At 56.5% G+C, this 25,959-nt stretch carries 23 protein-coding genes and 1 riboswitch; of the genes, 9 read left to right on the forward strand and 14 right to left on the reverse strand.

Annotated features, from left to right (window positions below; translation table 11 throughout):
* Nucleotides 1–232, reverse strand: a 232-nt coding sequence (locus LARV_RS20270; RefSeq protein ID WP_172797753.1) for a DUF1206 domain-containing protein, incomplete at its 3' end; no start/stop codon positions are given.
* A 202-nt stretch (nt 233–434) separates the two neighbouring features.
* Between LARV_RS20270 and LARV_RS01280 the strand changes: the two genes are divergently transcribed.
* A complete protein-coding gene (locus tag LARV_RS01280) occupies nt 435–1,496 on the forward strand; it encodes a 4Fe-4S dicluster domain-containing protein (RefSeq protein ID WP_075071930.1) in 1,062 nt (353 codons plus the stop codon).
* Between the two features lie 101 nt (nt 1,497–1,597).
* Here LARV_RS01280 and LARV_RS01285 read toward each other — a convergent pair whose 3' ends face one another.
* Nucleotides 1,598–3,979, reverse strand: coding sequence for a plasma-membrane proton-efflux P-type ATPase (locus LARV_RS01285; protein WP_083522240.1), 2,382 nt, complete (start codon nt 3,977–3,979; stop codon nt 1,598–1,600).
* A 165-nt stretch (nt 3,980–4,144) separates the two neighbouring features.
* Between LARV_RS01285 and LARV_RS01290 the strand changes: the two genes are divergently transcribed.
* On the forward strand, nt 4,145–4,531 hold the full coding sequence (locus LARV_RS01290; protein WP_075071931.1) for a VOC family protein: 387 nt from the start codon (nt 4,145–4,147) through the stop codon (nt 4,529–4,531).
* A 195-nt stretch (nt 4,532–4,726) separates the two neighbouring features.
* On the opposite strand, the gene LARV_RS01295 is transcribed toward LARV_RS01290, so the two are convergent.
* Nucleotides 4,727–6,709 carry an aldehyde ferredoxin oxidoreductase N-terminal domain-containing protein gene (locus LARV_RS01295; RefSeq protein WP_075071932.1) on the reverse strand — a complete coding sequence of 661 codons (1,983 nt, stop codon included), beginning with the start codon at nt 6,707–6,709 and terminating at the stop codon, nt 4,727–4,729.
* Between the two features lie 251 nt (nt 6,710–6,960).
* A riboswitch (cyclic di-GMP riboswitch) is annotated at nt 6,961–7,063 on the forward strand.
* A 146-nt stretch (nt 7,064–7,209) separates the two neighbouring features.
* Between LARV_RS01295 and LARV_RS19800 the strand changes: the two genes are divergently transcribed.
* Nucleotides 7,210–9,060 (forward strand): hypothetical protein, encoded by a 1,851-nt coding sequence (locus tag LARV_RS19800; RefSeq protein ID WP_083522241.1) that lies wholly within the window; start codon nt 7,210–7,212, stop codon nt 9,058–9,060.
* 149 nt (nt 9,061–9,209) lie between these two features.
* On the opposite strand, the gene LARV_RS01305 is transcribed toward LARV_RS19800, so the two are convergent.
* The 6 genes from LARV_RS01305 to LARV_RS01330 form a co-directional block, all read right to left on the reverse strand.
* Complete coding sequence (locus tag LARV_RS01305; protein ID WP_075071933.1) at nt 9,210–9,785, reverse strand: GNAT family N-acetyltransferase; 576 nt, start codon at nt 9,783–9,785, stop codon at nt 9,210–9,212.
* A gap of 328 nt (nt 9,786–10,113) precedes the next feature.
* Complete coding sequence (locus LARV_RS01310) at nt 10,114–11,451, reverse strand: GyrI-like domain-containing protein (protein ID WP_075071934.1); 1,338 nt, start codon at nt 11,449–11,451, stop codon at nt 10,114–10,116.
* A 254-nt stretch (nt 11,452–11,705) separates the two neighbouring features.
* Complete coding sequence (locus tag LARV_RS01315; protein WP_075071935.1) at nt 11,706–12,473, reverse strand: type 1 glutamine amidotransferase family protein; 768 nt, start codon at nt 12,471–12,473, stop codon at nt 11,706–11,708.
* A 60-nt stretch (nt 12,474–12,533) separates the two neighbouring features.
* Nucleotides 12,534–13,019, reverse strand: a complete 486-nt coding sequence (locus LARV_RS01320; RefSeq protein WP_075071936.1) for a ClbS/DfsB family four-helix bundle protein — start codon at nt 13,017–13,019, stop codon at nt 12,534–12,536.
* An 89-nt stretch (nt 13,020–13,108) separates the two neighbouring features.
* Nucleotides 13,109–13,501: a VOC family protein gene (locus LARV_RS01325; protein WP_075071937.1), complete on the reverse strand. Its 393-nt coding sequence runs from the start codon at nt 13,499–13,501 to the stop codon at nt 13,109–13,111.
* A 198-nt stretch (nt 13,502–13,699) separates the two neighbouring features.
* Nucleotides 13,700–14,206, reverse strand: a complete 507-nt coding sequence (locus tag LARV_RS01330) for a hypothetical protein (RefSeq protein WP_075071938.1) — start codon at nt 14,204–14,206, stop codon at nt 13,700–13,702.
* Nucleotides 14,207–14,394: 188 nt separating this feature from the next.
* On the opposite strand from LARV_RS01330, the gene LARV_RS01335 reads away from it, so the two are divergent.
* On the forward strand, nt 14,395–15,264 hold the full coding sequence (locus tag LARV_RS01335; RefSeq protein ID WP_075071939.1) for a carbapenem-hydrolyzing class D beta-lactamase OXA-1089: 870 nt from the start codon (nt 14,395–14,397) through the stop codon (nt 15,262–15,264).
* Between the two features lie 24 nt (nt 15,265–15,288).
* Here the strand turns inward: LARV_RS01335 and LARV_RS01340 are convergent, their stop codons facing one another.
* The 3 genes from LARV_RS01340 to LARV_RS01350 all read right to left on the reverse strand — a co-directional run bounded on the left by LARV_RS01340 (nt 15,289) and on the right by LARV_RS01350 (nt 16,940).
* Nucleotides 15,289–15,672 (reverse strand): hypothetical protein, encoded by a 384-nt coding sequence (locus LARV_RS01340; RefSeq protein WP_075071940.1) that lies wholly within the window; start codon nt 15,670–15,672, stop codon nt 15,289–15,291.
* 162 nt (nt 15,673–15,834) lie between these two features.
* On the reverse strand, nt 15,835–16,395 hold the full coding sequence (locus LARV_RS01345) for a GNAT family N-acetyltransferase (RefSeq protein ID WP_075071941.1): 561 nt from the start codon (nt 16,393–16,395) through the stop codon (nt 15,835–15,837).
* Nucleotides 16,396–16,541: 146 nt separating this feature from the next.
* A complete protein-coding gene (locus LARV_RS01350; RefSeq protein ID WP_075071942.1) occupies nt 16,542–16,940 on the reverse strand; it encodes an ACT domain-containing protein in 399 nt (132 codons plus the stop codon).
* Nucleotides 16,941–17,224: 284 nt separating this feature from the next.
* Here LARV_RS01350 and LARV_RS01355 point away from each other — a divergent pair, with 284 nt between their 5' ends.
* From LARV_RS01355 to LARV_RS01375, 5 genes are all read left to right on the forward strand, one after another.
* Entirely contained in the window at nt 17,225–20,938 is a 3,714-nt protein-coding gene (locus tag LARV_RS01355) for a 5'-nucleotidase C-terminal domain-containing protein (RefSeq protein WP_075071943.1), read from the forward strand.
* A gap of 173 nt (nt 20,939–21,111) precedes the next feature.
* Nucleotides 21,112–21,744 carry a class I SAM-dependent methyltransferase gene (locus LARV_RS01360; RefSeq protein WP_075071944.1) on the forward strand — a complete coding sequence of 211 codons (633 nt, stop codon included), beginning with the start codon at nt 21,112–21,114 and terminating at the stop codon, nt 21,742–21,744.
* 150 nt (nt 21,745–21,894) lie between these two features.
* Nucleotides 21,895–22,548 carry an HD domain-containing protein gene (locus LARV_RS01365; RefSeq protein ID WP_075071945.1) on the forward strand — a complete coding sequence of 218 codons (654 nt, stop codon included), beginning with the start codon at nt 21,895–21,897 and terminating at the stop codon, nt 22,546–22,548.
* Nucleotides 22,549–22,602: 54 nt separating this feature from the next.
* The gene (locus LARV_RS01370; RefSeq protein ID WP_075071946.1) at nt 22,603–23,232 is read left to right on the forward strand and encodes a response regulator; all 630 of its coding nucleotides are present in this window, start codon (nt 22,603–22,605) and stop codon (nt 23,230–23,232) included.
* A 74-nt stretch (nt 23,233–23,306) separates the two neighbouring features.
* The gene (locus tag LARV_RS01375; protein ID WP_075071947.1) at nt 23,307–24,095 is read left to right on the forward strand and encodes an inositol monophosphatase family protein; all 789 of its coding nucleotides are present in this window, start codon (nt 23,307–23,309) and stop codon (nt 24,093–24,095) included.
* A 57-nt stretch (nt 24,096–24,152) separates the two neighbouring features.
* Here the strand turns inward: LARV_RS01375 and trhA are convergent, their stop codons facing one another.
* Entirely contained in the window at nt 24,153–24,788 is a 636-nt protein-coding gene (gene trhA / locus LARV_RS01380) for a PAQR family membrane homeostasis protein TrhA (protein ID WP_075071948.1), read from the reverse strand.
* A gap of 230 nt (nt 24,789–25,018) precedes the next feature.
* Nucleotides 25,019–25,831 carry a hypothetical protein gene (locus LARV_RS01385; RefSeq protein ID WP_075071949.1) on the reverse strand — a complete coding sequence of 271 codons (813 nt, stop codon included), beginning with the start codon at nt 25,829–25,831 and terminating at the stop codon, nt 25,019–25,021.
* Between the last annotated feature and the right edge of the window lie 128 nt (nt 25,832–25,959).

The following is a 25,959-nucleotide window of genomic DNA, read 5'->3' on the forward strand; positions in this document are numbered from 1 at the left end:
CCGGATCGGTAGGCTGGCTGGTCAATTCAAGCGTGGGCTTTGGGGTGGGCAAATTGCCAGCCGGATTGATGACGCTGTTTGCGTAGACGATGGCCGATTCCAGCCGCCAGCTCAAACGGCGGTGAAAATACGGCACCTGATACAGGATCAGGCCAATGACTGCCAATCCAGCCAGGATCAGCAGAACGCGGCCAAAAGGTCGTTTGAAGAAGGGTTTCTTTCGGTATAACATGAGGGGAATTGTACCAAAGAATCAAGGGGCCTTCGACCAGTATCCGGGAGGGTTGATTTTTGAACCTTTCCCGGTTGCAGGCGGATGATCGCTGGCCGGTTTGGAATGGTGAAAAATACAAAAATAACAAAGGGCGGTTGATTCGCCGCATCCGCGACCTATAATGGATTCATCTCCGTTTCGAGATGAAAGTGAGTTGTATATGAACGAGCAGACTTACCGCCGGCTGGCCAGACACCTGGACCAGCTTCCGGATGGCTTCCCACCCAGCCGCACGGGCGCCGATCTGCACCTGCTGGAGTTGCTGTTCAGCCCGCAGGAAGCCGAACTGGCCGTGCACCTGACGCTCGAACGCGAGAGCGCCGGGCTTATCGCCGCCCGGGCCGGACTCGCGCCGGACGCCGGCGCACTTCTCCTGGATGAGATGGCGCAGAAGGGCCTCATCCTTTCCATGGATACTGAGGACGGCGGTCGAACGTACATGGCCGCGCCTTTCGTGGTGGGCATCTACGAATTCCAGGTCAACAACCTGAGCGTCAATTTCCTGCATGCCCTGTGGGAGTACTGGAGCACGACCGTCGACCGCCCATCCGCGGAGACGATCCCGCAAATGCGCACCATCCCCATCCACGAGAGCATCGATCCGCGCCTGGAAACGGTGACCTACGAGCAGGTGAACGCCATCGTCGATGCCCACACCCGTTTCGCCGTCGCCCCGTGCATCTGCCGCCGCGGCGCCCGGATGGTGGGAAAAGGCTGCGACGCGCCCGAGGAAAGCTGCCTGATCTTCGGCGAATGGGCCGAGTTCTACGCCCGCACCGGGCGCGGGCGGAAAATCGACCGTTCCGAGATGCTGGCGCTCATCGCCAGGGCTGACGCGGCCAACCTGGTGCTGCGCCCCAGCAATTCACAGGACGTTTCGTTCATCTGCTGCTGTTGCGGCTGCTGCTGCGGCGGCCTGGTAGGGTTGAAACGCCACCCCCGCCCCGCCGATGTGGTGGCCAGCGCCTTCATCGCCAGCCTGGCGCCCGAGGACTGTCAGGGCTGCTTCACCTGCCTGCAGCGTTGCCAGATGCAGGCCCTGGTCGAGGACGGCGACCGCGTGGCCCTCAAGCAGGAGCGCTGCATCGGCTGCGGCCTGTGCGTGACCACCTGCCCGAGCGGCGCATTGACGCTGGTGCGCAAATCCGAGAGTGGACTGACGCGCGTCCCGCCAACCATGGAAGATACCTGGCGCATCATCAGCCAGACGCAAAATATCTGATTTTAAGCCAATCTTTTACTTTAAAGCTGCCCGGCGCTTTCTTCGGCTGGGCAGCCAATCCATGAATATCCACTTAGAGTGGCAATGCCTTGTCATTCCCTTTAGTTGAGGTGAAGTTTGGCGAAGATCGGCACCTTGATAAGATCCAACGCCATAAGATACACACAGATCACCCCAAAAACTTCTACCACCAGCATAATCTGGATGGGAGCCATCAGGATACCCTGGGTTGCGAGAAGGCCGACTACCAAAATATCCGCGCTCGTTCCAATCAGCATCCATTTACTGGGCAGCGAAAGCCAGAAATGACCTCTTTCGCGAACCAGATAAATTGTTCCCTGCCCACTGTAAACCAACATTACAAACAGCAGCGTCTGCAGGTTTGCCAGTGGTAGTTGCAGAACAGAATGGGCGTACCAGAAAATCCCGAACGACAGCGCCAGGATTGGTAGAGCGATGCATACGGCCCCCCAAACAATCGAGCGCACATTCCAGCGGTTGGGCAAAGGGGATGGTTTTACCTGATCGGTGGATATCGACATGGTGACAAAGTCGTTGGTAAAAATCAAAAGAATCATCAGAAGGGGTGTTGTGACAAACGTGTGGAAGAAAATCAATCCAAAACTAAGAAAAAACACAATCTCAATGGTCTTGATAATCTTATTGAGTGTGTAGGTAAGCATACGTTGATAAATTCGCCGGCTGGTTTCAATCGCTGCAACCAGATTGCTGAGTCCAGGAGAAGTCAGAACCAGGCTGGCAGCTGCTTTGGCAACATCGGTAGCGCTTGAAACAGCCACCCCTACTTCAGCTTGTTTTAGGGCAGGAGCGTCATTCACGCCATCTCCCGTCATCCCTACAACCATTCCCTTCTTTTGGAATTTTTTTACCAACTGATACTTCATTTCTGGAAGCACTTCGGCATAAACATCATAATCTTCGTCCGAACCTGTTTGCGGAATTTGTAGACTCTCGCCCAACGAAGCTCGGTCGCCAATGCCGATTATCGATGCAATCGATTTGGCAGTGATCAGCCCATCCCCGGTGATCATAATCACTCGGATTCCTAATTTTTTCAATCGGGAGATCAAATTGGCAGAATCTGGGCGAGGGGGATCCTGAAAAGCAACCAACCCGGCAACCTGGACGATGTCATCTGTTCCGGAGGCAATCGCCAGGACGCGTAACCCCTTGGAGGATAGGCCATCCACCAATTGTGTGAATTTCTCATCCAGATTTGAATCAAAGGTACTGATAATTTGAGGCGCGCCCTTCATAATACGAAGGATATGATCATTCTGATTAAAAAATGCTTCTGACCGCTTGGTGGCAGGCTCAAATGGCACAAACCTTTGCCGGCTGTCATTAATATGCAAATCAACCCCTGCCTTTTTGGCCTTTTCCAGAATCGCTTTGTCCAATGGATCCTGTGTGGCTGCATCGCTCGCCATCACTGCCAAGTGAATCACATCCTGTTGAGAATTGGGCGAGAAAGCAATAATCTCTGACACTTCCAATTTATTTTCGGTTAGTGTTCCTGTTTTATCCGTACATAACACTTGCATGGATGCAGCTTCTTCGATCGAACTAAGGCGCGTAACCAGTACCCCATTCTTTGAGAGTGTAACCGCGCCCAAAGCTGTTGCAACAGTAAACGTAGCCGGTAGAGCGACCGGAACAGAGGCCACCAAAAGGATTAATGCAAATGGAAGCATATCCTGCATTGGCAACCCAGAGAAAACTGCATACGCCAGAACAATTGCAACTAAAATGATATCCAGAATCACGAGATGTCTGGCGATCGAAAAGACAATTTTTTCAAGCTGTCCGGTCGACCTTGCCACTCGAACCAACTCAGCTGTCTTCCCAAACCGGGTGCGAATCCCGGTCTCTGATACGATTGCCGTGGCTTCACCACGAACAACAATGGTGCCCTCATAAGTTAATGCACTCTCGGCTGCTTCGACTGCCATCGATTCACCGGTCAATGAAGATTGATCCAGCGATATTTGACCGGAAACCACTTTCGCATCCGCTGGTACCAGATCCCCCATCCGTAGATAAATTACATCGCCAGGAACCAGATCCACGCTCGGTAATAATTGCCAGGCCCCATCCCGTAATACACGAGCATTTACTGTTAGTCTTTTTTTCAATAAAGCTAAAGCATTCTGGGCATTATTTTCCTGTTGTGTACTCATACCTGCATTAAAAAGGATCAATGCGCCAATAATTCCAGCTTCGATATACTTTCCCAGGATAAGTTCAAGGACTACACAGGCCTCAAGCATCCAGGGTATCGGTCCCCACATTTTTTTCAAGAAGACCAGCCATAGGTGTGTTTTTTGTTCTGGTAATGCGTTTGGACCATATTGTTGTAAACGTTTCTCTGCTTCAGCCTGGGAAAGGCCTGCACCAAGGGAGGTGGATGGATTTTCCGTCCTTTTTTCAGGCAAACCATCCGATAATATAGATGAATTCATATGGCAATAATCCTTTCTTTCATTTTACCCATAACGAAATCGCCAATATGACAACCAGAGCGAAAAGCATATCTTTCCACTTTAACATTTTTACTTTATTTACAATTATTATAATATTCTATATAATAATTGTCACCATTATCCATATCTCAAGGAGGATACAGCATGTCTCGCATCATCCATTTCGAAATCCCCACCAACGACCCGGCCGCCAGCATCAAGTTCTATGAAACCGTGCTCGGCTGGAAGTTCGAAAAGTACCCCGGCCCCATGGATTATTGGCTGATCAGCACCGGCGATCGAAACCTTCCCGGCATCGACGGCGGGTTAAGCGGCGCCGCGGATGATTTTAAGACCACGGTCAACACCGCTGAGGTTGACAACCTGGACGAAACGTTCAAGCTGGTTCAGGCCAACGGCGGCCAGGTCATCACAGCCAAAAATCTGATCCCCGGGGTGGGATGGATTGCCTACATCCGCGATCCCGGCGGGACCGTGCTGGGCTTGTTGGAACCCCTGCCCGGCAGGCCGGTCCGTCCGACGCAGGAATAAGAGAGGAATTGACAGGGATGAAGAGGACGGGGAGGATGTAAGGAGAATCGGGATAAAGAAGTTATCGAGTGGTTGGTTCCGCTCGGATCATGCATCAGATGGAAGAGTGCATCATCTCAGAACCCATTCCATTCTCTTTCTTGTGCTCTTGATCCTCTTCATCCCTGTATTCTTTATCCTGCGTATCCTGTTTTCCTATGTTGGTTTGTTACCGGCCTGCTGCCCCGGGGTGAGCTGCTCGGGGATGGCGGCCGGGCCGTCGGCAAAGGCTGCCTCGATGCCGCGGCGTACCTCTCGCCAGTAAGCCTGCGCCGCGGTGAACTTGTCGGCCCGGAAACGCGCCAGCCACTCATCCAGGGCCGGGTTCTTCAACCCAACCCGTTCCCACTGTTCCAGATACCCCAGAATCAAATCCACCACCCGCTCGCTTTCCCACATGGCCACCTTGGGGCCTTCGCGATGGTTGATGTCTTTGGCCAGTTCGAACTGGTGGGCTTTGTAATCCACTTTCAAATCGTAATGCGCGGTCAGAATTTCATCCGTGATCAGCTCGGACCACTTGCGGTGGAACCGGCAGATCCCGCTGTTCTCATTGAACAGCTCGTAGGTCATGCGCTCCACATTCTTCCGCCCCAGCGTATACGGATCGAGGAAATCGACGCCGTAGTAGACAAAGTATTTGCCCATCATCGGCATCGGAGAGAACATGCCCGGCACCCAGTATTGGTTCGGCGTCATGTAGCCGTTTTCGCCGTGCGCCAGGTAGACCGCCCGATCGCGGCTGCGAATCTTGTATTTCTTGTCCAATGCGGCGGCGGCGGCGCGGATGCCCTGGCGAAAGATCGCGCAGCGCGGATCCGTGAGCACCTGGGCGGTCACCTGGATGGCATACTCGGCGTTCCTGGCGCTGTCGGCGACCACATCGAATTTCTGCGGGTCGTCGGTGTAGTCGAAGCGTAATTCCTGGCGCGCCGGGAAGCCGAAATCTTCGGGCGGAATGAGACCCTGGCTGATCAGTTCGAGAATCCAGGCCAGTGTGCAGCCGGCTTCGATGGCGTCGTAGCCCATTCCCTCGACGAAATCGTTGAGCTGTTCGGCGGCGCGTTGGTCGAACACACCGCACTGCGGACCGAGGGCGTGATAGGGTTCGTAGTCTTTCTTGTAGCGTCCATTCAGCTTCTTGCACACCACGGCGCAGGGCTCGCCGCAATGCTGGAATTTGCGGGGTTTGATGGTTTCTTCATTGAACTGGGCCAGGTAGTGATCCAGAATGAAATTTTTATGCTGGCGCAGGCGCGAATCCTCGTCGGCGTAGATGCTGGTGTAGTTGAAGCTGAGGATACGTTCGTTCAACTCGCGCATATTGACACCGAAGGTGCCGCCGGTATCGAACTGCGGCACGTAGCGATATTTTTCTGTCGCCGCCAGGTCGGTCTGGATGGTTTTCTTGCCGAAGTGCTCGATGAAATAAGCGTCGATCTCGCTCGAATCGCGCAGGTCCGGGTCTTCCCATTCGCCGCCGAAAACGATGGCAGCGATATTGTGGTACTGCAGCAGGCGGCTGCCCAGCCCGCCGCGCCCGGCCCAATCGGTCACCGCGGTCAGCGCGCCTTTGCGCACCGGGCTGGAACCGATCGCCCCCTCGCGGGTGTGGCGCGCAGCGGGGCCGACCGCCATGATGCGCACCTTGTCGGTCTGATATTCGGACGCGTACCGGTCGAACAAAGCCTGCTGCAACGCGAAGAAGCCGGTCAGACGTTCGCCATCCGGATCGGCATACCCCACCCACAGCGAATCCACATCCACGGGTTCGATGCGGCACTGAATCTCACCGTTCTTGTGGTTGAGCAGCAGCACGCTGGGCGTCTCGGCGCGGTTGCGCAGGGCGATGTAATTGACGCCCACGCCGTGGAAGACGTAAGCCGCCCCGCCCAAGCTGGACACATAGAAGCCATCCCATTGCGGACTCCAGGCGCTCACCACCAACCGGCGCGAGCCAGGAATGCTGCTACCCGCCAGCAGACCCTCGCCAAAGGTAAAACTGTCCGGATAGAGGTTGTAGCGGTGCCAACCGTAATCCACCGGTCCCAGAATATCAGCGTCTTCGAGCGGGCGCGCGTACCAGTTTCCATTATTCAAGTGGACGGTCATCTCGCGTTGGATGATCGGATAAGTCATGATATCTTCCTTTCCGCAGATGTTTGGGCTATAAAATATTGTAGCCCAGTTTCAGGTGATCAGAACCAGGCATCTGGAAAATCCATGCCATCCCGGCGATCTTAAGAATACCTAATTTATCCGAAATAAGGAAATTTCCCTATTGTAAAACCTTGCATATTTGTTAGAATAGAAATGGTTAAGGGTTTGAAACCCTGATAGTGGGACAGCGAAACCTCGTTTTTTGGTTAACCAGGGTGATTTACAATCCGCTTTGTTGGTGAGGCGATGAACCACCGGTTGAATTTGGTCGCTTGCGCTGTAAAAACAGCCTAGACCGGTGGGGAGCCAGTAGCGAAACCGGCCCGAATTGGACGCCGGTTTTTTTGTTTTCCGGCGGTTCAGGGCATTCCTGCGAGGGGGGAAGCAGGTGATCAAGGAGGTTTAACGATTCACAATCGTCATGCCATGACTTGTTTGGTTTTGGCCTATAACCGGTTTTGCTCATCAGGAGGAATTCAATGAAATCGAAGTCTATTTTTGCCGCTCTGGCAATGCTTATTCTCGTGATTGGTCTATTCGGGATTTTCCAGCCTGTTTCAGCTCAAGATCAGGCCGGCACAACGCTGACCGCCGTGGTTCAGGAAGCCACGCCTTTTTATAAGGTCACTTACCAGTGGACGCTCGACAAGTCGGTGTACCCGGCCACCTGGGATCTGTTTGCCGGCGACAGCGGCACTTCACTATATACGGTTACCGCCACCAAATCGGCCGGAACGCTGCTTGGCTTCATCGACGGCCAGGTCTGCGTCACCAACAGCGGCGCTGAAGCCACCCAGGGCCTGAAGATTGCCGTGCATGTGACCCTCCCGCCCGACACAACCGACGTCGCTCTTTCGACGATCGTTTTTCAGAGCGGTGAACTGGCCGCCGGCGCTTCACAGTGCTACCACATCATGGCTTACGTCGACCCGACCCTTCTGGCCGGCAAGGTCTTCAAGCTCACGGCCGATATCACCATCGACAATCACTCCGGCCATATCGGCGAACCCTTCGGGCCTTCGCCCTCGCTGACCGGCAATTTCCCATCCAGCCCCAATTACGTCTTCAACAACAGCCTGGATGTCAGCGATACCAACGGCCAATCCTGGCATTTCACCGACACCAGCGTGGTCAATTACTCCAAGACGTTCACCTGCAATGCGGATGAGGGTCGGCACGACAACACGGTCTCGGCCACTCAGATCATCAACGAGACTCCCAAACCGATCAGCGACACCGCCTCGGTGCAGGTCAACTGTCACGATCTGACCGTCGCCAAGGACGCCAGCACCAGCCTCCAGCGCAAGTACACCTGGAGCATCGATAAGATCGCCGACTTCGCAGCCCTGACGCTGAGCCCCGGCCAGTTCTATACGGTGCCGTACAGCGTGATGGTCAATGTCACCGGACACACCGACAGCCAGTTCGCCGCCAGCGGCAATATCACGGTTACGAATCCGGCGCCCATGGCCGCGACGATCAACGCCGTCAGCGATGGGATTGCGGGCGGCATCACCGCCAGTGTGGTCTGCCCGGTCAGCTTCCCCTACAGCCTGGCTGCCGGCGGCACATTGAACTGCACCTACAGCGCTTCGTTGCCGGATGCGGCCGACCGCCTCAATACGGCCAGCGCTGTGCTGCAGAATCACGCCTATGGATCGAACGGCAGCGCGACGCCATCCGGCACCACCCATTTCAGCGGCACCGCCAACGTCAGCTTTGCTTCGGCAACCATCAACGAAGTCGATGAGTGCATCAGCGTCACCGACAGCATGCTCGGCAACCTGGGCACGGTCTGCAAGAACGAAGCCCCCAAGACCTTCACCTACTCGGTGAATGTCGGCGGATACGGCACCTGCGGTGAATACTACGTCGATAACACGGCATCCTTTACCACCAACGACACCTTCACGCCGGGTTCCGACAACTGGCGCGTGACCGTGACCGTGCCGTGCGCCACCGGCTGCAGCCTGACCCCGGGTTATTGGAAGACCCATTCCAGTTACGGCCCGGCGCCTTATGATGGCACCTGGGCTCAGGTCGGCGAGAACACGCCCTTCTACCTGAGCGGCAAGAGCTGGTACGATGTATTGTGGACTACCCCGCAGGGCGGCAACGCATACTATATCCTGGCGCACGCCTACATCGCGGCTCACCTGAACCAGTTGAACGGGGCGGACGTCAGCGCGGTGGCTTCACAATTGGCCTGGGCTGAAGGCTTCTTCACCACCACCCTATCGAAGAGCACGCGCACTTACGTGCTGTCCGTGGCCTCGATTCTGGACAACTACAACAACGGTCTCATCGGCCCCGGACACTGCAGCGAATAACCTCGAATTTACCGATCGACAACGGCGGGCTTGATGCCCGCCGTTATTGTTGGGGAAGGGATGGGTTTGCGGTATGAGGTAGGCGGATTCGTCATAAAGCCAATGGGCTATAAGCTAATCGCCAATAGCTGATTGCTAACCGCTAACCGCTAATCGCCAACCGCTAAAAGCGAATTAGCCGCCAGCTCTTTCCCCAGAATGGCGTACATCCGCACCGCGCCGGAGAAGAGAAAATCGGATACTAACAACTGCCAGCCGCGCTTGCGGTACAGCGCCAGAGCGTTGGTTTCGGTTTGCATGGTCGATAGCACCGCCGTTCGCTGCGGCCGGCCGGCCAGCACCCGGTCGTGGAGCTGCCCGCCGATGCCAAAGCCCTGGTAAGCGGGCGCGACGGCCAGTTCGGTCAGTTCGAAGGCACTGCCCAGCCAGTGCTCGCGCTGCACGTCGTTCATATGCTGTGCCACCTGATCGTGCCACCACTGCCCCGGCAGGCTGGTGAATCCGTAGACGAATCCGACCACAGTCCCCAGGGCAGCCTCACGCGCCACGATGCAGTGGAATCCAGCCTGGCCGCGCTGGCGCAGGAAGATATCCGAAAAAGCGCGCGCCTCCGGTTCGCCGCGCAGGTAGGGCGGCGGCTCGAAGGCGGCTGCGTACACCCTGACGATCGCATCGCTCATGGCCGCGGCAGAGGCCGGCGAAAGCTCAAGGTATTGAATCTCCATACTCGAATTATAACTTCAGCCCACAGCCGCGCAACGCTGGGAACCAGGCAAATACCGGCCCCCTACGGGCGCAACGTCCCCTGGAACCAGGCGGTCGTCTCCTGCGGTATGGCCGACGGGGTGCGGTGGGCAATCCCGGCGCAGATGCTAAGCGGCAAACATATTCTTAAAAAAAGCCGGTGGCGGCCCGGCTGCGATGAAACTCTAATGTGGGCCAACCACCAAATATCATTATAGGCACTTCAGGGCCGTTGGGAACTTACAGCCACATAACAAACCGTTCCGATTTACTGCATCGGAACGGTTTGTGCACTCCCAGATGTTCGCCTTACTTCACCGGAACGTAGATATAGAATACCGAGTTGTCGGTGAAGTTGAACTCTTCGCCGTAGAATTCCATATCGAAACCGGGTTCCACCACCTCCAATCCCGACTGAGGCAGCCAGGCCTGGTAAAGCGCCTGGTAGGTTTCGCCAAGCGTGTCCAGTTTGCCGTGGTGCGGGTATGCAACACACTTCAACTCCGGCAGGTTCACCACCAGCATGCCCTCAGGCACTTTCTCGACTTTCGAGACCGGCATACAGGCGACGTATTCGAACTCGCCCTCCGGCAAGCCCGGTGGAACGCGGCACACCCCGTACGCGTTTTCGAGTCCGTTGGCAATTTCAGCAGCCCGTTTGTTGAATACGTTCCACAGTTCAGGGACCTCGTCGTTCTGGTTCTTGCCCTGGTAGCGCAGCCCGATCAGTGTCATCGCGGGCTGGTTGATGATTTTGACATCCATTTCGGTCTCCTTCTTTTCCTGTCTGGCGTTGGTTTGAATTCTCCAATGCCGGTTGCGTTCGACGGGAAACTGTAACTCCACCATGGCGGCGCTGTTCTCGCCCGGCTCCTGCAGGTAGACTTCGCGCACCGGGCCGTTCACCAGGTAACCGTTGGCTTCCACCCAGCCATACAGGCCGGTATAGGCATGCATCAAATCGCCGGGTTGGCGTGGGATGACGGAGCAGGCCAGTTCGGGCACGGCGGGCAGCCAGCGCAGATTCACCGACCCGGAGGGCAGGTTGCTAGGTTCGGAATTGCGCGGATCGAGCACGACGGCCGTTTCAATGGGCACGGCGCGTTCGTCGTATTCCGGTTTCTCATGCAGGGCCAGCCATTCGCCGCTTGGGCGCAGGTGCGCCTGCTGCAGCCACATCATGATCGAATGATAGAGCCGGTCGCTGTGATCGAACATTTGCTCCGTGGGGAGCGCCAAAGCCTGCTGGCTGGCGACATGCAGCGCCGGAGATGACTTGAGCGCGGCGTCCGGCAGCGAAGTCCGGCCCTCGGCTTCGATCTCACGCAGGCGCACGGCCACCATCTCCAACCGGCGCTGCTCGGATTGCACCCGCCGCTCCAACTCGGCCTGCTTTTCCTCCAGCATGGCGCGCAGTTGAGTCGCCCCGAGGTCGCGGTCGAGCAGGTGGGTGATCTCATCCAATGAGAAACCCAGATCCTTGAGCGCCAGGATGCGGTTGAGGCGCGGAAGCTGCTGCAGCGCGTAGTAACGGTAGCCGGTAAAGCGGTCGATCCAGGCCGGACGCAGCAGGCCCATCTGCTCGTAGTGGTGCAGCGTCTTGACCGTCACCCTCGCCAGTTTGGAGAAGTCTCCGATCTTGAGCATACTTGTTTCCCATCCTGAAAAGTACTGAAGGCCTTCAGTGCGCCCAGTATAAACCCTCCGGTAACCGGAGAGTCAAGAAGAGAAGAGAGTCTTAAGTTGATGAGTCGAAGCGTTCTTCGTGGAGGTGCCGTCAGGCTTCGGGTTATATCGTTATTGAATCAATGATCGGCTAAAAATGATGGATGTTGGAGGATACAGTCCATATCCAGAGAACGTCCTGTCTTCCTCTGAACTCCAAACACAGAACCCATCACTCATCCCCGCATGATCCCGCCGCCATTGCGGAACAGGCTGACTTCCACCCGCCCCATATGGTGAATCTGCAAGCGGTAGGTGTGCCCCAGACCGTTGGTAAAAAAACCGCGCTCGCCAATTTCAAGCAGCGTATCTTCGTCAATCGCCCAGCTTACGTCCACCAGTTCCATGGCCACGGCATGAATCAGGCGCGTCAAATTACCCCACTGCCCGGCGTGACACTCGATGGCAAACGGCGCCAACCCCAACCCCGGCCGCACTTCCAACTCGTCCAACCCCTCGCTGGCCCAATGCGCCTGGATGGGATGTTTTTCACCATCCACCGTTACGCGCCAGCCGCCCACCACGGCACGATCGCCCGCCACAACAGCCCCGGAGGAAACGCCGCAATAGGGTAAATCTTTCTCCTGCAGCCAGCGCACCCATTCGAGATCCTGGCACAGCGCCTGCTGGCAGAGTGGTGTGGAGGTGGCGCAAACGCACACGCCGCTCGCGTCCATCGCCGCCAGTGCGGCCAGCGCCTGCGCATCCAGAGAATGGCCTTCGGTCAACGCCATCTTCAGGATCTGGTCGGTTGGCAGCCCAAGTTCATTGAAAATATGCTGATAATAAGCGAAAATCTGGTCCGCATCCCCAGCCGTGACGCCCACGACGATGAGCGCCAGGCGCGCCTTTTCGGCGCCGGCAGCGGTCAAAAAACGCCCATAAGTATCGGCCCAGGTTTGTGGCTGATCGCCCCCACCGCCTATCAGAAATATATTTGCCATGGTTCCCTCGCCTGCTTTCTCCCCCCATTCGGCAGGATCAAGCAAAATCAATTCTCTGCTTCAGCCCGGCTGTTTTTTTCGCCAGGCCAGCAATACCGGTAAATGTTCGTCATAGTGTTCGTACGTGTTGCCGATGATCCATTCCACGAAGGGATGCCCGCGCGTCCACGCAAAACACGTCGGGCTAAAAAGGTGTTCCTCGGACGCGGCGGCTGCAAACCGTTTCAACGCCTGATAGGCCCAGGATTCATTCTCACGCACTTGCGCCAGCGGCGTCAGTCGATTGCGTTCGTAAACCAGCGCGTTCAACGCATCCACCGAAAGGTTCTCCCCCTCCAAATTCGACAGTTCCCCGATCACCAAACCCAGGTAGATATCGCCGACCCGGTTTTCCCAAAACGCCAGATGCGCCAGGACATCCTTGATGGACCATCCGCCGTCCAATACGGGCGCCAGGAATTGTTCATCCCGTAGGCCTGCCACCGCAGATTCCAGGCGGCTACGTCCCGCCTGCATGTTTTGCAGCAGTTCGCGTCGGTCAATCATCAGGCATCCTTATGCTCAAACGCAACCATTATACCCCCTCCATCCGGGTAAATCCGGAATCGAGACCCTCCCCGCCATCGCAATCGGAATTACACCCCTGCCCCGCCGGATGTTTCCGTCAGCGGCGATGCGAACTGGATGCGGTTGCCTTCCGTGTCGTAGAAAGCGCCGACGGCCACCACGCCTGGGATGATCGCGATATCATCGCAGCGCACGCCGCGCGCGCGTAACGCTGCCAGGGTGGCGCCGGCATCCGCGACGCTGAGCACGGCAATGGCGCCATTTTGAGGGATGGGGCCTACGGCTTGATCCCATCGATTGATCGCCAGGTGAGTCTTTCCAACTTCGCCGAACTCCATCCAACCCATCCGGTCGTCGAGGTAGGCCACCGGCCAATCCAGAAGGTCCATGTAGAATTTCTTGGCCCGTTCCCAATCGGCCACGAAATATTGCACCACATTGACATCCGTAAACAAGGACATGGCAGCCACTCCTTTTGAAATATATTTCTTTGTTGATTGAATTTATCAATTTATAAGCGGGAAGTCAACAGGGAATATTGAGAAAGGGGCTGTGCCATGTGGAAATGGGTATGCGGAGGGAGGCAAAAAGAAAGAGCTGCCAAAAGTGAGATTTGCTTTTAGGCAGCCCTTTTATCGGGTTCTTACGGGAGAAAACAATCAGGCGGTACGGCCGCCTTTGAGCGTATCCTGGTAGGCGCGCAACCGTTCCATCTCGCCGGCCGCGGCCATGCGGGCCTGCTCCGACCAGGTTTTCGGATCGGCCAGGCGGATACCCGCCGCCGTAAGAATATTCATGATTTTTTCCGGCTCCAACGCAGCAAGTTGAGCGAAAGTATTGACCCCGGCTGTATGCAGAATCGTATTGATCTTCGGGCCGATGCCCTCGATGAGGGTCAAATCGTCCGGCTGCAGCGGCGCCGACGCCACCCCGGTCGGAATTTCGGCAGCCCGGACGGCCTCATCCTCTATTGGCGCAACCGTCTGGTTCGTTTTGACTTCTTCCTCCGGCCGCGAGCGGAATACCAGCCAGAAGAGCACAAAAATCACCAGAATAATGATCACCCAACCCCACCAGGGCATGCCGGATGTGGTTTCAGTCTGTTGAGCGCATCCTGAAATCAACGTTGCCAGCAAAATCATAAGCAGCCAGTTTTTTCGAAGCATAACCATCCTCCGTCTTGGTTGCCGACTGATAGCATTACATTCTGTGATTCATTATAGACAATCTCCAGTGATTTACAAATCGTTGGTCAGACTGTGATTCTAAATGATGAATTGAACCGTCAATAAGGTCATTATTTCAAAAATCGGAATACAATCAGGCATCCTATTTTTCCCAAGGAACAAGATCCATGCGTAGAACCCGGGTCCTCGTGTTGAGTTTTACACTCCTCCTGGCTTTACTGGCAGCTTGCAACCCACTCCAGACCGCCACGTCCCAACCCTTGCCGAACACAACCGTTCAGACGGAAACCGACCTTCCGGTTTCCGAAGAAAAACCGGAACTGGAAAATTTCTTCGAGGGAATGAAGGGCGCCTTTGTGTTGTACGACTTGAATGGTCAGAAAACGATCCGTTTCAATACACAGCGCTGCGCCGAACCCTTCCTGCCGGCGTCCACCTTCAAAATTCTAAACGCCCTAATTGGTTTGGAGACCGGCGTTATCTCGGACGAAAATTACAAGATTGCGTGGGACGGCACGAACTACGAGATCGCCTCCTGGAATCAGGATCAGACCCTCGCGACGGCGTTCCAAAATTCGGTCGTCTGGTATTACCAGGAACTCGCCCGGCGCGTCGGGGAAGAGAGAATGCGGCATTATGTGGAATTGGCCGATTATGGCAACCGGGACATCTCTGGCAAGATCGATACATTCTGGCTGGAAGGCGGCCTTCGAATATCAGCCGACCAACAGGTGGATTTTCTGAAGCGGTTCTATCAAAATGATCTGCCGTTTTCCACCTCATCGATCGACATCGTGAAGAAGATCATGATTTTGGAGTCGACCGATTCCTATACCTTTCGCGGAAAAACCGGATCGGTTCAACGTGTTCCCATCCACACCGGCTGGTTCGTGGGTTACCTGGAACGGGATGGGAATGTGTATTTCTTCGCGACCAACATTGAAAGCACCGATCCGGATGGATTTGCAAGCGGTGCGGCCGCGAGGGAAATTACAGAGAATATCCTGGTCGAGGAGGGTCTGCTGCCGCCCCGCTGAGAATCACCGGCGCGGCGCTGCATCTCAGGCGCGATAGAACTGGCTGGCCGGGCAACCCGCGCAGCGCGTTTGGTACTGCGGGCAATGCGAGCAATCCGAACCGCACGGTGGTTGAACGAGCTCGGGCCTTGTATCCCCGCGCGACCAGGCGCTTTCCGCATCCGGAAAATCCATGAACGCCAGGCTCGCCCGGACCAGTCCCAACAGTTCGGGGTGTTGGGCGGGAATTTCAATCCACCAGCGCTTGTTTTCCGGCAGCACATAAACGCCAATCGTCATGCATTTTTCTGCAAGATAACTGGCCACATAGGGGCAGCGGGCTGAAATTCGAGCATGCTCGGCGGCCGCCTCGGGAGTTGCCGCCAGACCCAAAAGAACCGCGCATAACCGGTCGGTTGTTTGCGCCATTTTGCCTCCAATAACATCCATGAAAGACGATTTCTTTAGATTTTATCGAAGTTGACCGGGTCCATTGGCCAGTTTTTTTCGAAAAGCCTGTTTGGATTCACTTGAGGTACGGTCGGACAAAGAAGGGTATCCGGGTGTAAACCCGGCCTGTTGCATGAATTCTTAACATAATTCGGAATGGATCGCGGTAAAGCCAAATTGTTCCAGGCGCTGGAGCAGAGATTTTTCCTGGATGGGACAGCCAACGCGAAGCGCCGTATAGCCTTTTTCGACCAGCGCGTGCAGTGATTTTTGCAGCAGCGTCATCGCCAGACCCTTGCCCTGCCAGGGGCGGGCCGTCATAAGATCGAAAATTCGAGGGGTGTCCGACCCGCGCGGCCGCGCGATCAGGCAGGCTGAAACCGGAGCGCCATCCACGAAACACATCCACGAGCTGTCCAACAGCGGATGCGATTCTACCGTCAGGAAATAGCGGCGCATGTGCAACCGTAATTCTGGTAAAGCCGCGCCATCCAGACCATAAGCGGATTGCGTCAACGCGGCCAATAATTCATAGTCGCCGCCGCCGGGGTGCAGCAGATAGGCGCCGGTAACCGGCAAAGGCAGGGGCGATGGGATCACGTCGGCCAATGTCTTCTGCAATACAAAATCCCCGGCATTCGAGAACGTCGGGGGATCCACTTGATAAGTCAGATTCCAGCAGTGTCCGAAGGCGGTCGTCATTTTCCTGTTAGCAATGCAACAGGACGCCCCCTCGGCCCCGTTGGATCGATTACCTTTATTTTGGAGGATATTACTTTCAATAATCTTACATTTAATAGTAACGACACAGGATATTAAAAGAGTCGTACCCGGCCGAAACGCAATTATTATACAACCTTTTGCGGGTAATCTGGTTCCAGATCATGCCCGGCTTCCTTCAATGCCGCGCATGCCCGCGCAAGCAGGGCCTCTTTGACAAACACATAATCCGTATCGTAAGTCGAAAGCGTAAACACACTCACCCCGGCCTGCGCCAGCGGCGCCAGGACACCCAGCAGTACACCGATCTGGTCGAAGGCAAACGGTCCCTCCAGGCGTAAAATTCGCCAGCCGGGTTCGCAACGAAGATCCGCCGGCAGGTTCGCTTTGCTGCACACCAGCGATAACTCGTCTGGCGTGCGGGTGAGTGAAGTAAACGGGCCTTTCATGGCCCAGGCCGGGATTTCCGCGTCAGCGGCAAGCCGGCAAACGCTGTATCGTTCGGGCAGCACGGTAATCGCAGTCACGCTTTGATTGTATCCCGGTTTGACATTTCCTTAACTTATCAGGATTTTTTAAGAATTAATCCATTGGCGGTTTGGATCGGTATAATGATTTAATGTCGATGAATTAAGTACAATTTCCAAACGAACACCCATAAGGAGGTGCTGCCTTCGAAATGAGTATAGCGGGGATTAAACGAATTTGAAGGAAGTTTGGATATCCGGCGGTATTGGCCGGATATTGACCCAAAAACCAGGGTGCATTGCACCCGTGTCCAATGATAATCACGAAAGGAACAGGTTTCGAGATGAAAAAGCATACTCTTGTACGAGTATTTGGCGGTTTGTTGATACTCGTCCTTGCCTTTTCTTCGCTGACCGTCAATGTCTCTGCCGCGCCGGCCGTTGGCAAAACCACCGACACCAAGACCAACGGCGTCATCTTCTTTGCAGCCGACGGCATGCGTCAGGACCTGGCATTGCAATATGCCGAACAGGACCTGCTGCCCAATTTTGCCGACTTGATCCAGACCGGCGCGATCGCGGGCGATAACGGCCTGCTGACCCAGGCGCCGGCCAACACCGGCGCGGGCTGGTACAGCCTGGCAACCGGCGCGTGGTCTGGCGTAACCGGCTCCACCAACAACACCTTTGCCATCAACGGCGCGTCCTTCTCCAGCCGCACTGCCTCCTTCGACAAAGGCGTCGTGCAGGCTGAATCGTTGGCTCAGGCTGCTGAACGCGGCGGCAAAAAGGTTGCCCAGATCGAATGGTCGGGCGGCGCTGAAATGAACATCCAGGGCCCCTCCGTCGATTACCGTTCCTTCCTGTCCGGGCGCGGCGTGGCCACCAACTACATCAGCCCAACCGATTCGGCCGCCTTTGTAGCCTCGTTCGGGCTGCAGTTCGATCACCCGGCCGGATTTGCAGGCCAGGCGCCTTACGCCGCTGCTGCGCCAACAAACGCGGTCGGTTGGAGCCATGTACCCACCTCCTATAGCCCCGCCAAGGAAATGCACCTGCGCGTGCTCGACTTTGGCACCGACAAGTACGGCCTGAACGCCTATATCTTCGATGCCACCAACGATGCCACAGTCAATTACGACACAGTGCTGTTCGCCTTTGGCAAGAACGGCGCCGAAGCCGTGGCCACGTTGCACAAAGGCCAATGGGGTGACGTGAAAGTCAAGATCGTCGGCGGCTCGATGGCCGGCCTGACGGCGGGCATGCTGATCAAGGTCGAAGAAATGACGCCCGATCTCTCGATGGTGCGTCTGTTCCACACCTCGGTCACACGCGCCATTGCCTCCTGGCCCACCTGGCTTGGAGAAGACGGCTTCAGCGGTGATTTCGCCGAATACATCGCCCAAACCTTCCCCACCGCCACCTCGGCTGACTATGCCATTCTGGAATCCGGCATCGTCAGCGAGGACACTTACGTGGAGCAGGCGCTGTACTGGGAAAAGGCCTACCACCCCATCATCGAATACGTCATCGACGCTTACCATCCCGATCTGCTGCTGCTGGGTTATTCGGCCACGGATGAGTTCTCACACCAGTTCCTGGGGCTCATCACTCCCACGCTGCCCAACGGCGAGCCGAACCCGGCTTACGATGACGTGCAGGTCAACGGCACGCCCGATGGACGCGTGGCGGACCGCGAAGCCTACATCAAGGCAGCCTACGAAGGCGCAGACAGCACGCTGGGTCTGGGGCGGTCTTTGATGGGCAAGGACATCACCACCTTCGTTGCTTCCGACCACGGCTTTGGGGCTCAATTCCTGGCCATCGACGCCAGCAAACCGCTGGTCGACCTGGGATTGCTCTCCAAGCCCCAAACTTCCAACTGCCGTCCGGCAACCGGTGAGACCATCGGCAAGGCCAAGGCCTGCTGGGCCGGCGGTACGTTACAGATCTACCTGAATCTGGCCGGTCGCGATCCGGCTGGCGGCGGTTACCAGCAGGTGGCCGCTGCAGATGAAGCCGCGGTCGTCCAGCAAATCAAGGCCGCCTACCTGGCGCTGACCGATCCAAACGATTGGACCGGCGACGGCCAGCCCGAAGACTGGATGATGATCGACCGCGCGTATACCAAAGCCGAAGCGCGCTACATCCCCAACGGGACGGACTCCTACGCGGATATGGCTCACCCAACCCGCACCGGCGACCTGGTTGTGTTTGCCTATCCGCCGTACCAGTTCGACGCCGAAACCCCCGGCACGCTGGTGGCGCTCTCGGCCTTCTTTGGCCAGCACGGCTATGTGCCGGATGTACAGAACCTGGATGCAAACGTCAACATGCATGCCACGTTCTTTGCCGGCGGCAAAGCCATCCAGCCCAACTACCTGGCTGAAGGCATCCGCACCATCGACCTGGCCCCCACCATCGCCTACATCCTCGGCGTTCCCGAACCCCAGCAATCCCAGGGCGTTGTGCGCCTTGATCTGCTGAGAGGCGGCGAAGCCCGGACGCTCGTCCCGCTGGTCGGATTTACCGATTTCCACGGCCAACTCGAACCCACCACGGCCACTTACGACGGCAAGAACATCAGCGTGGGCGGCGCGGCTTACCTGGCGACCCTGTTCAAAGAGGAATTCGCCAACTTCGCCGATCGCGGGTTCCTGTTCTCCTCCGGCGATAACGTGGGCGCTTCCCCGGCCAACTCCGGCCTGCTGCAGGATAAGCCCGCCATCGATGTGGAAAACGTCTGGGGAGTGGACGCCACCACCTACGGCAATCACGAATTCGATTATGGTCTGGCTCGCCTGCTCATGCATGAGGCGAATGCCAACTTCCCATTCCTGGGCGCCAACATCGTGGATGAAAATACCTTACTGAACCCCGACTGGGTTCAGGGTACGCACGTGTTCCGGTACGGAAACGTGAGTATCGGCGTCATCGGCATTGCCCTGGAAACGACTCCCGAACTGGTCAGCGCGGGCGCCACGGCCGGATTGACTTTCCTGCCGGCCGTCCAAACCATCAAGACCGAATCGCAGAAACTCAAGGATATGGGCGTCCGCGTTCAGGTCGTGTTGATCCATGAGGGCACGACGGTTGGCGCAAATGCAATCGATGGGAACGCGGCCGTTGCCTGGGAAGGCCCCATCGTCGACATCGCCAATGAAATTCAGAAGACCGAGGTGGACGTGATGCTGGGCGGCCATACCCATCGCGTATCGAACCTGATGGTTGGCCACATCCTCATCGCCGAGGGCATCAACGCCGGCACCAGCTACTCGGTGGTCCAGATGATCGTGCACGGCCAGAACGTAGAATGGGCCGGCGCAGCCACCCGCATGGCCAAGGACATCGGTGTTGCAAAGGACGCGGACGTCCAGGCAATCATCGATGACGCCAACGCGCAAACGGCCATTCTCCGCAACCAGGTCATCGGCACCCAACAGTTCGATATCCTGCGCGACCCGACTCGCTTGCATGAATCGGCCATGGGCAACATGGTGGCCGACGCCATGCGCTTGCGCTATCCCGGTGTCGACGCAGCCTACACCAATTCGGGCGGCCTGCGCGCCAACCTGTACTGCACGCCACCCAGCGCTGGCGAAGGACCCTGTGAAATCACCTGGGGTGAGATGTATGCAGTCCTGCCCTTCGGCAACCGGACCGTCATCGAGACCCTCACCGGCGCTCAACTCGAACAGGCCTTTGTGAACGGGTTCACGCCATTCTGCTACCCGGGTTTCACCGGCGGAACCGGCCGCTTCCCGCAGATCTCCGGTCTGGCGGTTACCTTCTCCTGCAATGGCACCACTCCGGTGGTCACCGGCATGTGGAGAACGCCGACCGGCATGGGCGGTACGCATATCCCCATCCTGCCAACGGATACGATCCGCATCGTCACCCTTGACTTCATGTACACCGGCGGTGATGGTTACACCATCCTGAGCCAGGGTACGAATGTCTACCAGCCCGGCGATGACCTGCTGCAGGTCGCCATCGATTACGTGGCGGCCAACTCGCCGGTTGGCCCGGTGGTCGAAGGTCGCATTGTCGGTCCATAAACCCTGACCTTCCGGATTACCGCGGGGTCCTGTGATTCACAGGACCCCGCTTTTTCATCCCGGACAATGATCTCCCGGGCGCGGCCGAGGGTATAATGAAGCCTTATTCACCGCAATGAATTAGCCTCGACGTCGCAATGGTTCATCCAAATGGATTGCAAATCAGGAAACGCATGAAACCGAATGCCAGCCACCCGCTGCGAAACGCTCTGCGCGAATTTTATGACAAAACCGCCCTCGATCGCGAAGCCGGAACGGTGGCGGATTGGAAAATCGAGGTACGCGCAAATTTTCTGACCCTCCTGCAGAAGGAACAAAAAAGGACCCTGCTGGAAGTCGGCGCCGGAGTGGGCCGCGACAGCCTGTTCTTCCGCGAGAACGGCCTGGAGGTTGCTTGTATCGACTTGTCGCCGGCCATGGTGGCGTTATGCCGTCAGAAGGGCCTGGACGCGCAGGTCATGGACGTGGCCGGGTTGGATTTTCCGGACGAGTCTTTCGACGCAATCTATTCCATGAACAGCCTCCTCCACCTGCCCAAGACCGAGTTTCCCGGTGCGCTGGCGCAGATTCGGCGGGTATTGAAACCGGGCGGGTTGTTTTTCCTGGGCGTCTATGGCGGGGACGACCACGAAGGCATTCGAGAAGAAGATTACGCCGAGCCGAAGCGCTTCTTCTCGTCCTTTAGCGACGAGCATATCCAGCGGGAAGCGGCCAGGGTTTTCGACATCCTTTCCTTCCGGGCCATCGATTGCGATTGCGGTGCATCTCTTCATTTTCAAGCCTTGATTTTGAAAAAAGAGATCTGAGTAATGCGGGATGATGCCAGAGCACGGATTTACCGTTTTTGCTCGAGCCCTATAGCCTCTTTACGAAGACCATTCATCGCCTACTGCTGAAAGCTAACAGGCTAACAGCTAAAAGCGAATTGCTAAAAACTTCCCCCGGAGATTCGTTTCATGCCCACCATCGAACAGGCGCAAGCTCTCTACCCACAAAATGATGCCGTGCACGGCTTTGATCACGTGCTGCGCGTTTACCATCTGGCCGAAAAACTGGCCGAAGCCGAAGGCGCCGACCTTGAAATCGTGCGCGCGGCGGCGCTGCTGCACGATGTGCAGGGCAGCCAGCCCACCAGCGGCGGGCGCGGCAACCACCACGAGGCTTCCGCTGACGAAGCCGCCCGCATCCTGACCGCTGAAGGCTGGAACGCCGAATCCATCACCCGCGTGCAGGAATGCATCCTCGCCCATCGCTACCGCAGCAGCCAGCGCCCGCGCAGCCTGGAAGCGCAGGTGCTTTTCGACGCCGACAAACTGGATGTCCTGGGCGCCATCGGCGTGGCCCGCACCATTGCTTATGCCATTCAAGCCGGCCAACCGGTTTACGCGACGCCTTCGCAGCGTTTTCTCGAAAGAGGCGAAAAAGAGCCCGGCGAACCGCACTCGGCCTACCATGAATACCTTTTCAAACTGCGCCACGTCCGCGACCGGCTCAACACCCGGGCGGCAAAGGCCCTGGCCGAAAAACGCCATGCCGATCTGGTGCGCTATTTCGAAGCCCTGGCCGATGAAAATGAATTGCGCGACTGGCCGGACGGCCGGGGAGGCTGAACCGCAAGGCACCTGTAAACTGCATTTCAGGTGAATTGCATTAAAATTTTTCTCATGAACATTCCTTACGGTCCGATACTGGTTGTGGAAGATAATGCCAACGTGCGCGAGCTGCTGGAAGTAACCCTGCGATTCAAGGGCTATCCGGTGGTTTCGGCGCGCAACGGCAAAGAAGCGCTGGATCGCACTGAGTTGGAGCGCCCGGCGCTGATCATCACCGACATCCTGATGCCATTGATGGATGGTTACAGCCTGGTCTATAACCTGCGCAAAAATCCGCGCACCAACCAGATTCCGGTGATCTTCATTTCCGCCACCTACCTGACATCGGAGGACAAGGAATTCGCGCTCAACCTGGGCGCGGTGCGTTTCGTCGAAAAACCCATCGACCCGGAAGATTTCCTTCTGACCGTGGCCGAAGTGCTGACCGGCGCGACCATCGAACGGAAAGCCCCGCTTGGCGACAGCGATTTCTACCACGGCTACCGCGAACGGTTGGAATCCAAGCTGCACCATAAGGCCACTCAGATTGCGCGCACCGAGCGCCTGTTGCAAACCCTGCCGCCCGAGCAGAAACCGCCCTTCGAGGCGCTGCTGGCGCAGGAAACCAGCGATCAATACGAGATTCGCGACGAACTGGAAAGTCTGCTCAAGCTGGTGGGCGCGTTCAAACCGGAAGAATGAACTCGCATCGCTGAATGCCGGATTTATGGCAGTAAAGCTGCCGGATGCTTATCGAGAAAGTTATAATTACCCGTATGCAACAACCAACTTTATTTGATTTGATCGACCTGGCCCGCGCTTCAGGAGAGATTCTGCGCGCGGGTTACGGCCAGGATCACCAGGTGCACTATAAAGGTCTGATCGACCTGGTTACCGAAGTGGATCGTAACTCGGAAAATATGCTGCTGGAACGCATTCGGGCGCGTTTTCCGCAGGATGCCATCATCACCGAAGAGAGTGGGCGCTTCGAAGGCGAGACCGGCTGCAGTTGGATCATCGACCCGCTGGATGGGACGGTCAATTTCGCCCACGGCGTACCGATCTTTGCCGTTTCGATCGCCTATTCTGTGAATCGCGAGGTTCGGATGGGCGTGGTTTACGACCCGCTGCGTGATGAGTGCTTCTCGGCCGAACGCGGCAAGGGCGCCTGGCTGAACGGCCTGCCCATTTCACCCAGCGTTGAGACCAATTTACAGAAGGCGCTGCTGGTCACCGGCTTTTCCTACGATCCCGCCATCCGCGATCGAAACCTGCCTTACTTTGTACAGCTCGTCAAAAAGGCCCAGGCCGTCCGGCGCATGGGTTCGGCCGCGCTGGATCTGTCCTATGTGGCCTGCGGCCGTCTGGACGGCTACTGGGAAATGCAGTTAAAAAGCTGGGATATTGCCGCCGCCGGTCTGATCGCCCAGGAATCCGGCGCCTTGGTCACCGACATGGACGGCAACCCGGATTTTATGCGCCCGCCCTACGGCGCTGTGGCCGCCAACGCCGCCCTGCACGCCGCCCTGCTGGCCGAGCTTAAGAATGTGGAAGATAACGAATAATTCGAAAAGAGGTCGCCAGAATGACGACCTCTTTTATGCTTTCTCGAGAAACATCGTTTACAACATACTGTACACTGCGACAAAATGGGCGGCCGCGCCCAGCATGACGAAGATATGCCAGACCTCGTGGAAACCAAACACGCCCGGCTTGAAATCCAGCCATTTGGTGCTGTAGACCACCGCCCCCAGGGTGTAGATGATCCCGCCGGCAAACAGCCAGTGGATGGTCGTGGGAGTCAGACTGGCGAGCATTTCGCGGAAGGCCAGCACAATCAACCAGCCCATCAACACGTATATTCCGGCGGTGAGCCAGCGCGGCGCGTTGATCATCCAGATATTGGCAATGATGCCAATCACAGCCAGCATCCAGATGAGGGTCAATAGGCCCCATTTCCAAAAACCGTGAAAAGCCATCAGGCAAAAGGGTGTGTATGTTCCGGCGATCAGCAGGTAGATGGCGGAATGATCGAATTTACGTAAAATACCGATCCCTTTGATGGTGGAGCTGATCGAATGGTACAGACCGCTGGCCAGGAACAGGCCGAAAAGACTGACGCTGTAAACCAGCAATGAGATTTTATCGATCATCTGGCTTCCGCTGTGCATCAGCAGAACAACCTGCCCGATCAGGGCCAGGCCTGCCCCGGCGAGATGTGTCAACCCGCTGGCGGGCTGGCGAAACTTTGCAAGCATAAAACGCTCCTTGACCACGGTTGGATGGATCGTACAGTTATCCACTATAGTCCAGGAGGAAAGGTTGGCGATGTACCCATCGTCACATCGTCGGTCCCGTGTTATGCACTGTGAGGGGACAGAGGTCACAACCAGCAGGGCGTGCACCTGCCCCCCTTAGGGGGTGGGCACGCGCCTCCCGGCCGTTATTTGACCTGGTTTACAATCGTTGGTTCGATCCCACCCAACAATTAGGGCAGAGATCCGCTCAACGCCGGCGCAGGAGCGGTTTTCTCCCGGGCTGTCAGGAGACCGGAAATCGAAAGTATCAACAGTGGCAGGTGCAATACACCCATCCACCAGTTTTGACTTTGCATCACAAACCAGGTCATCATGTTCAACAGGCCAAACAGCAAACCCGCGTAAGCAATTATCGATAACACCGGTTTACAGACGCCTTTGGAATACATCAGCAACATTCCAAGAACCACCGGTGTGATCATGCAGTAGGTGACCGCTGCTTCGTTCCATATCACTGCGCCAGAAAAAACCGGTTGGATGTTGCCGCTGGCATCTACTCCATAGGGCATGAGGAAGGCCAGCAGCATCAATGGAATGACCCATGCGCGGCCTTTGGAGAAATCCCCGGAGCGAATTTCTGACTTATGCTCAAAGAAATCGTACAGACAATAAGCTGCCACCACCAGTTGCAGCAGCGTGTTTCCGACCAGCCAGGCCAGATTGTACTCCGCGGTGACAGCGATGTTTTGAAAAATTGCCACCGGGATCAGGAAGAACCCGTAATACCCCATCAAAAGGCGCTTCGAAAACCGGCCAGAGACAACGGGCAGAATCACCGCCAACAACAGCGCCAGTTTGGCGACCGGCAGCAACGCTGGCAGACCATTAATCAAGGGCCGGCTGAGCACCGCCGCGACAACTGCGGAGGTATTGGCCGGATCATACGGACGCTGCGCTACCGCCGGGACGAACAGAAGCAAGGTCAGAATTACTTTCGGCCAGATTGAAAACCAAAAAGATCTGTGCAATTTTTTCCTGTCCATATTACCCCACCTCTTTAAGAGGCATAACACACCTTACCCTGGACGAGGTACACATTTCAGCTTGGATTCTGTAAGTTATAGCCAGACGTAGACCAATGTCGGGTTTCGTTCCGGTCAAGATTTACATC

It is taken from the genome of Longilinea arvoryzae (assembly GCF_001050235.1).
In the GTDB taxonomy this organism is placed as follows: Bacteria; Chloroflexota; Anaerolineae; order Anaerolineales; family Anaerolineaceae; genus Longilinea; species Longilinea arvoryzae.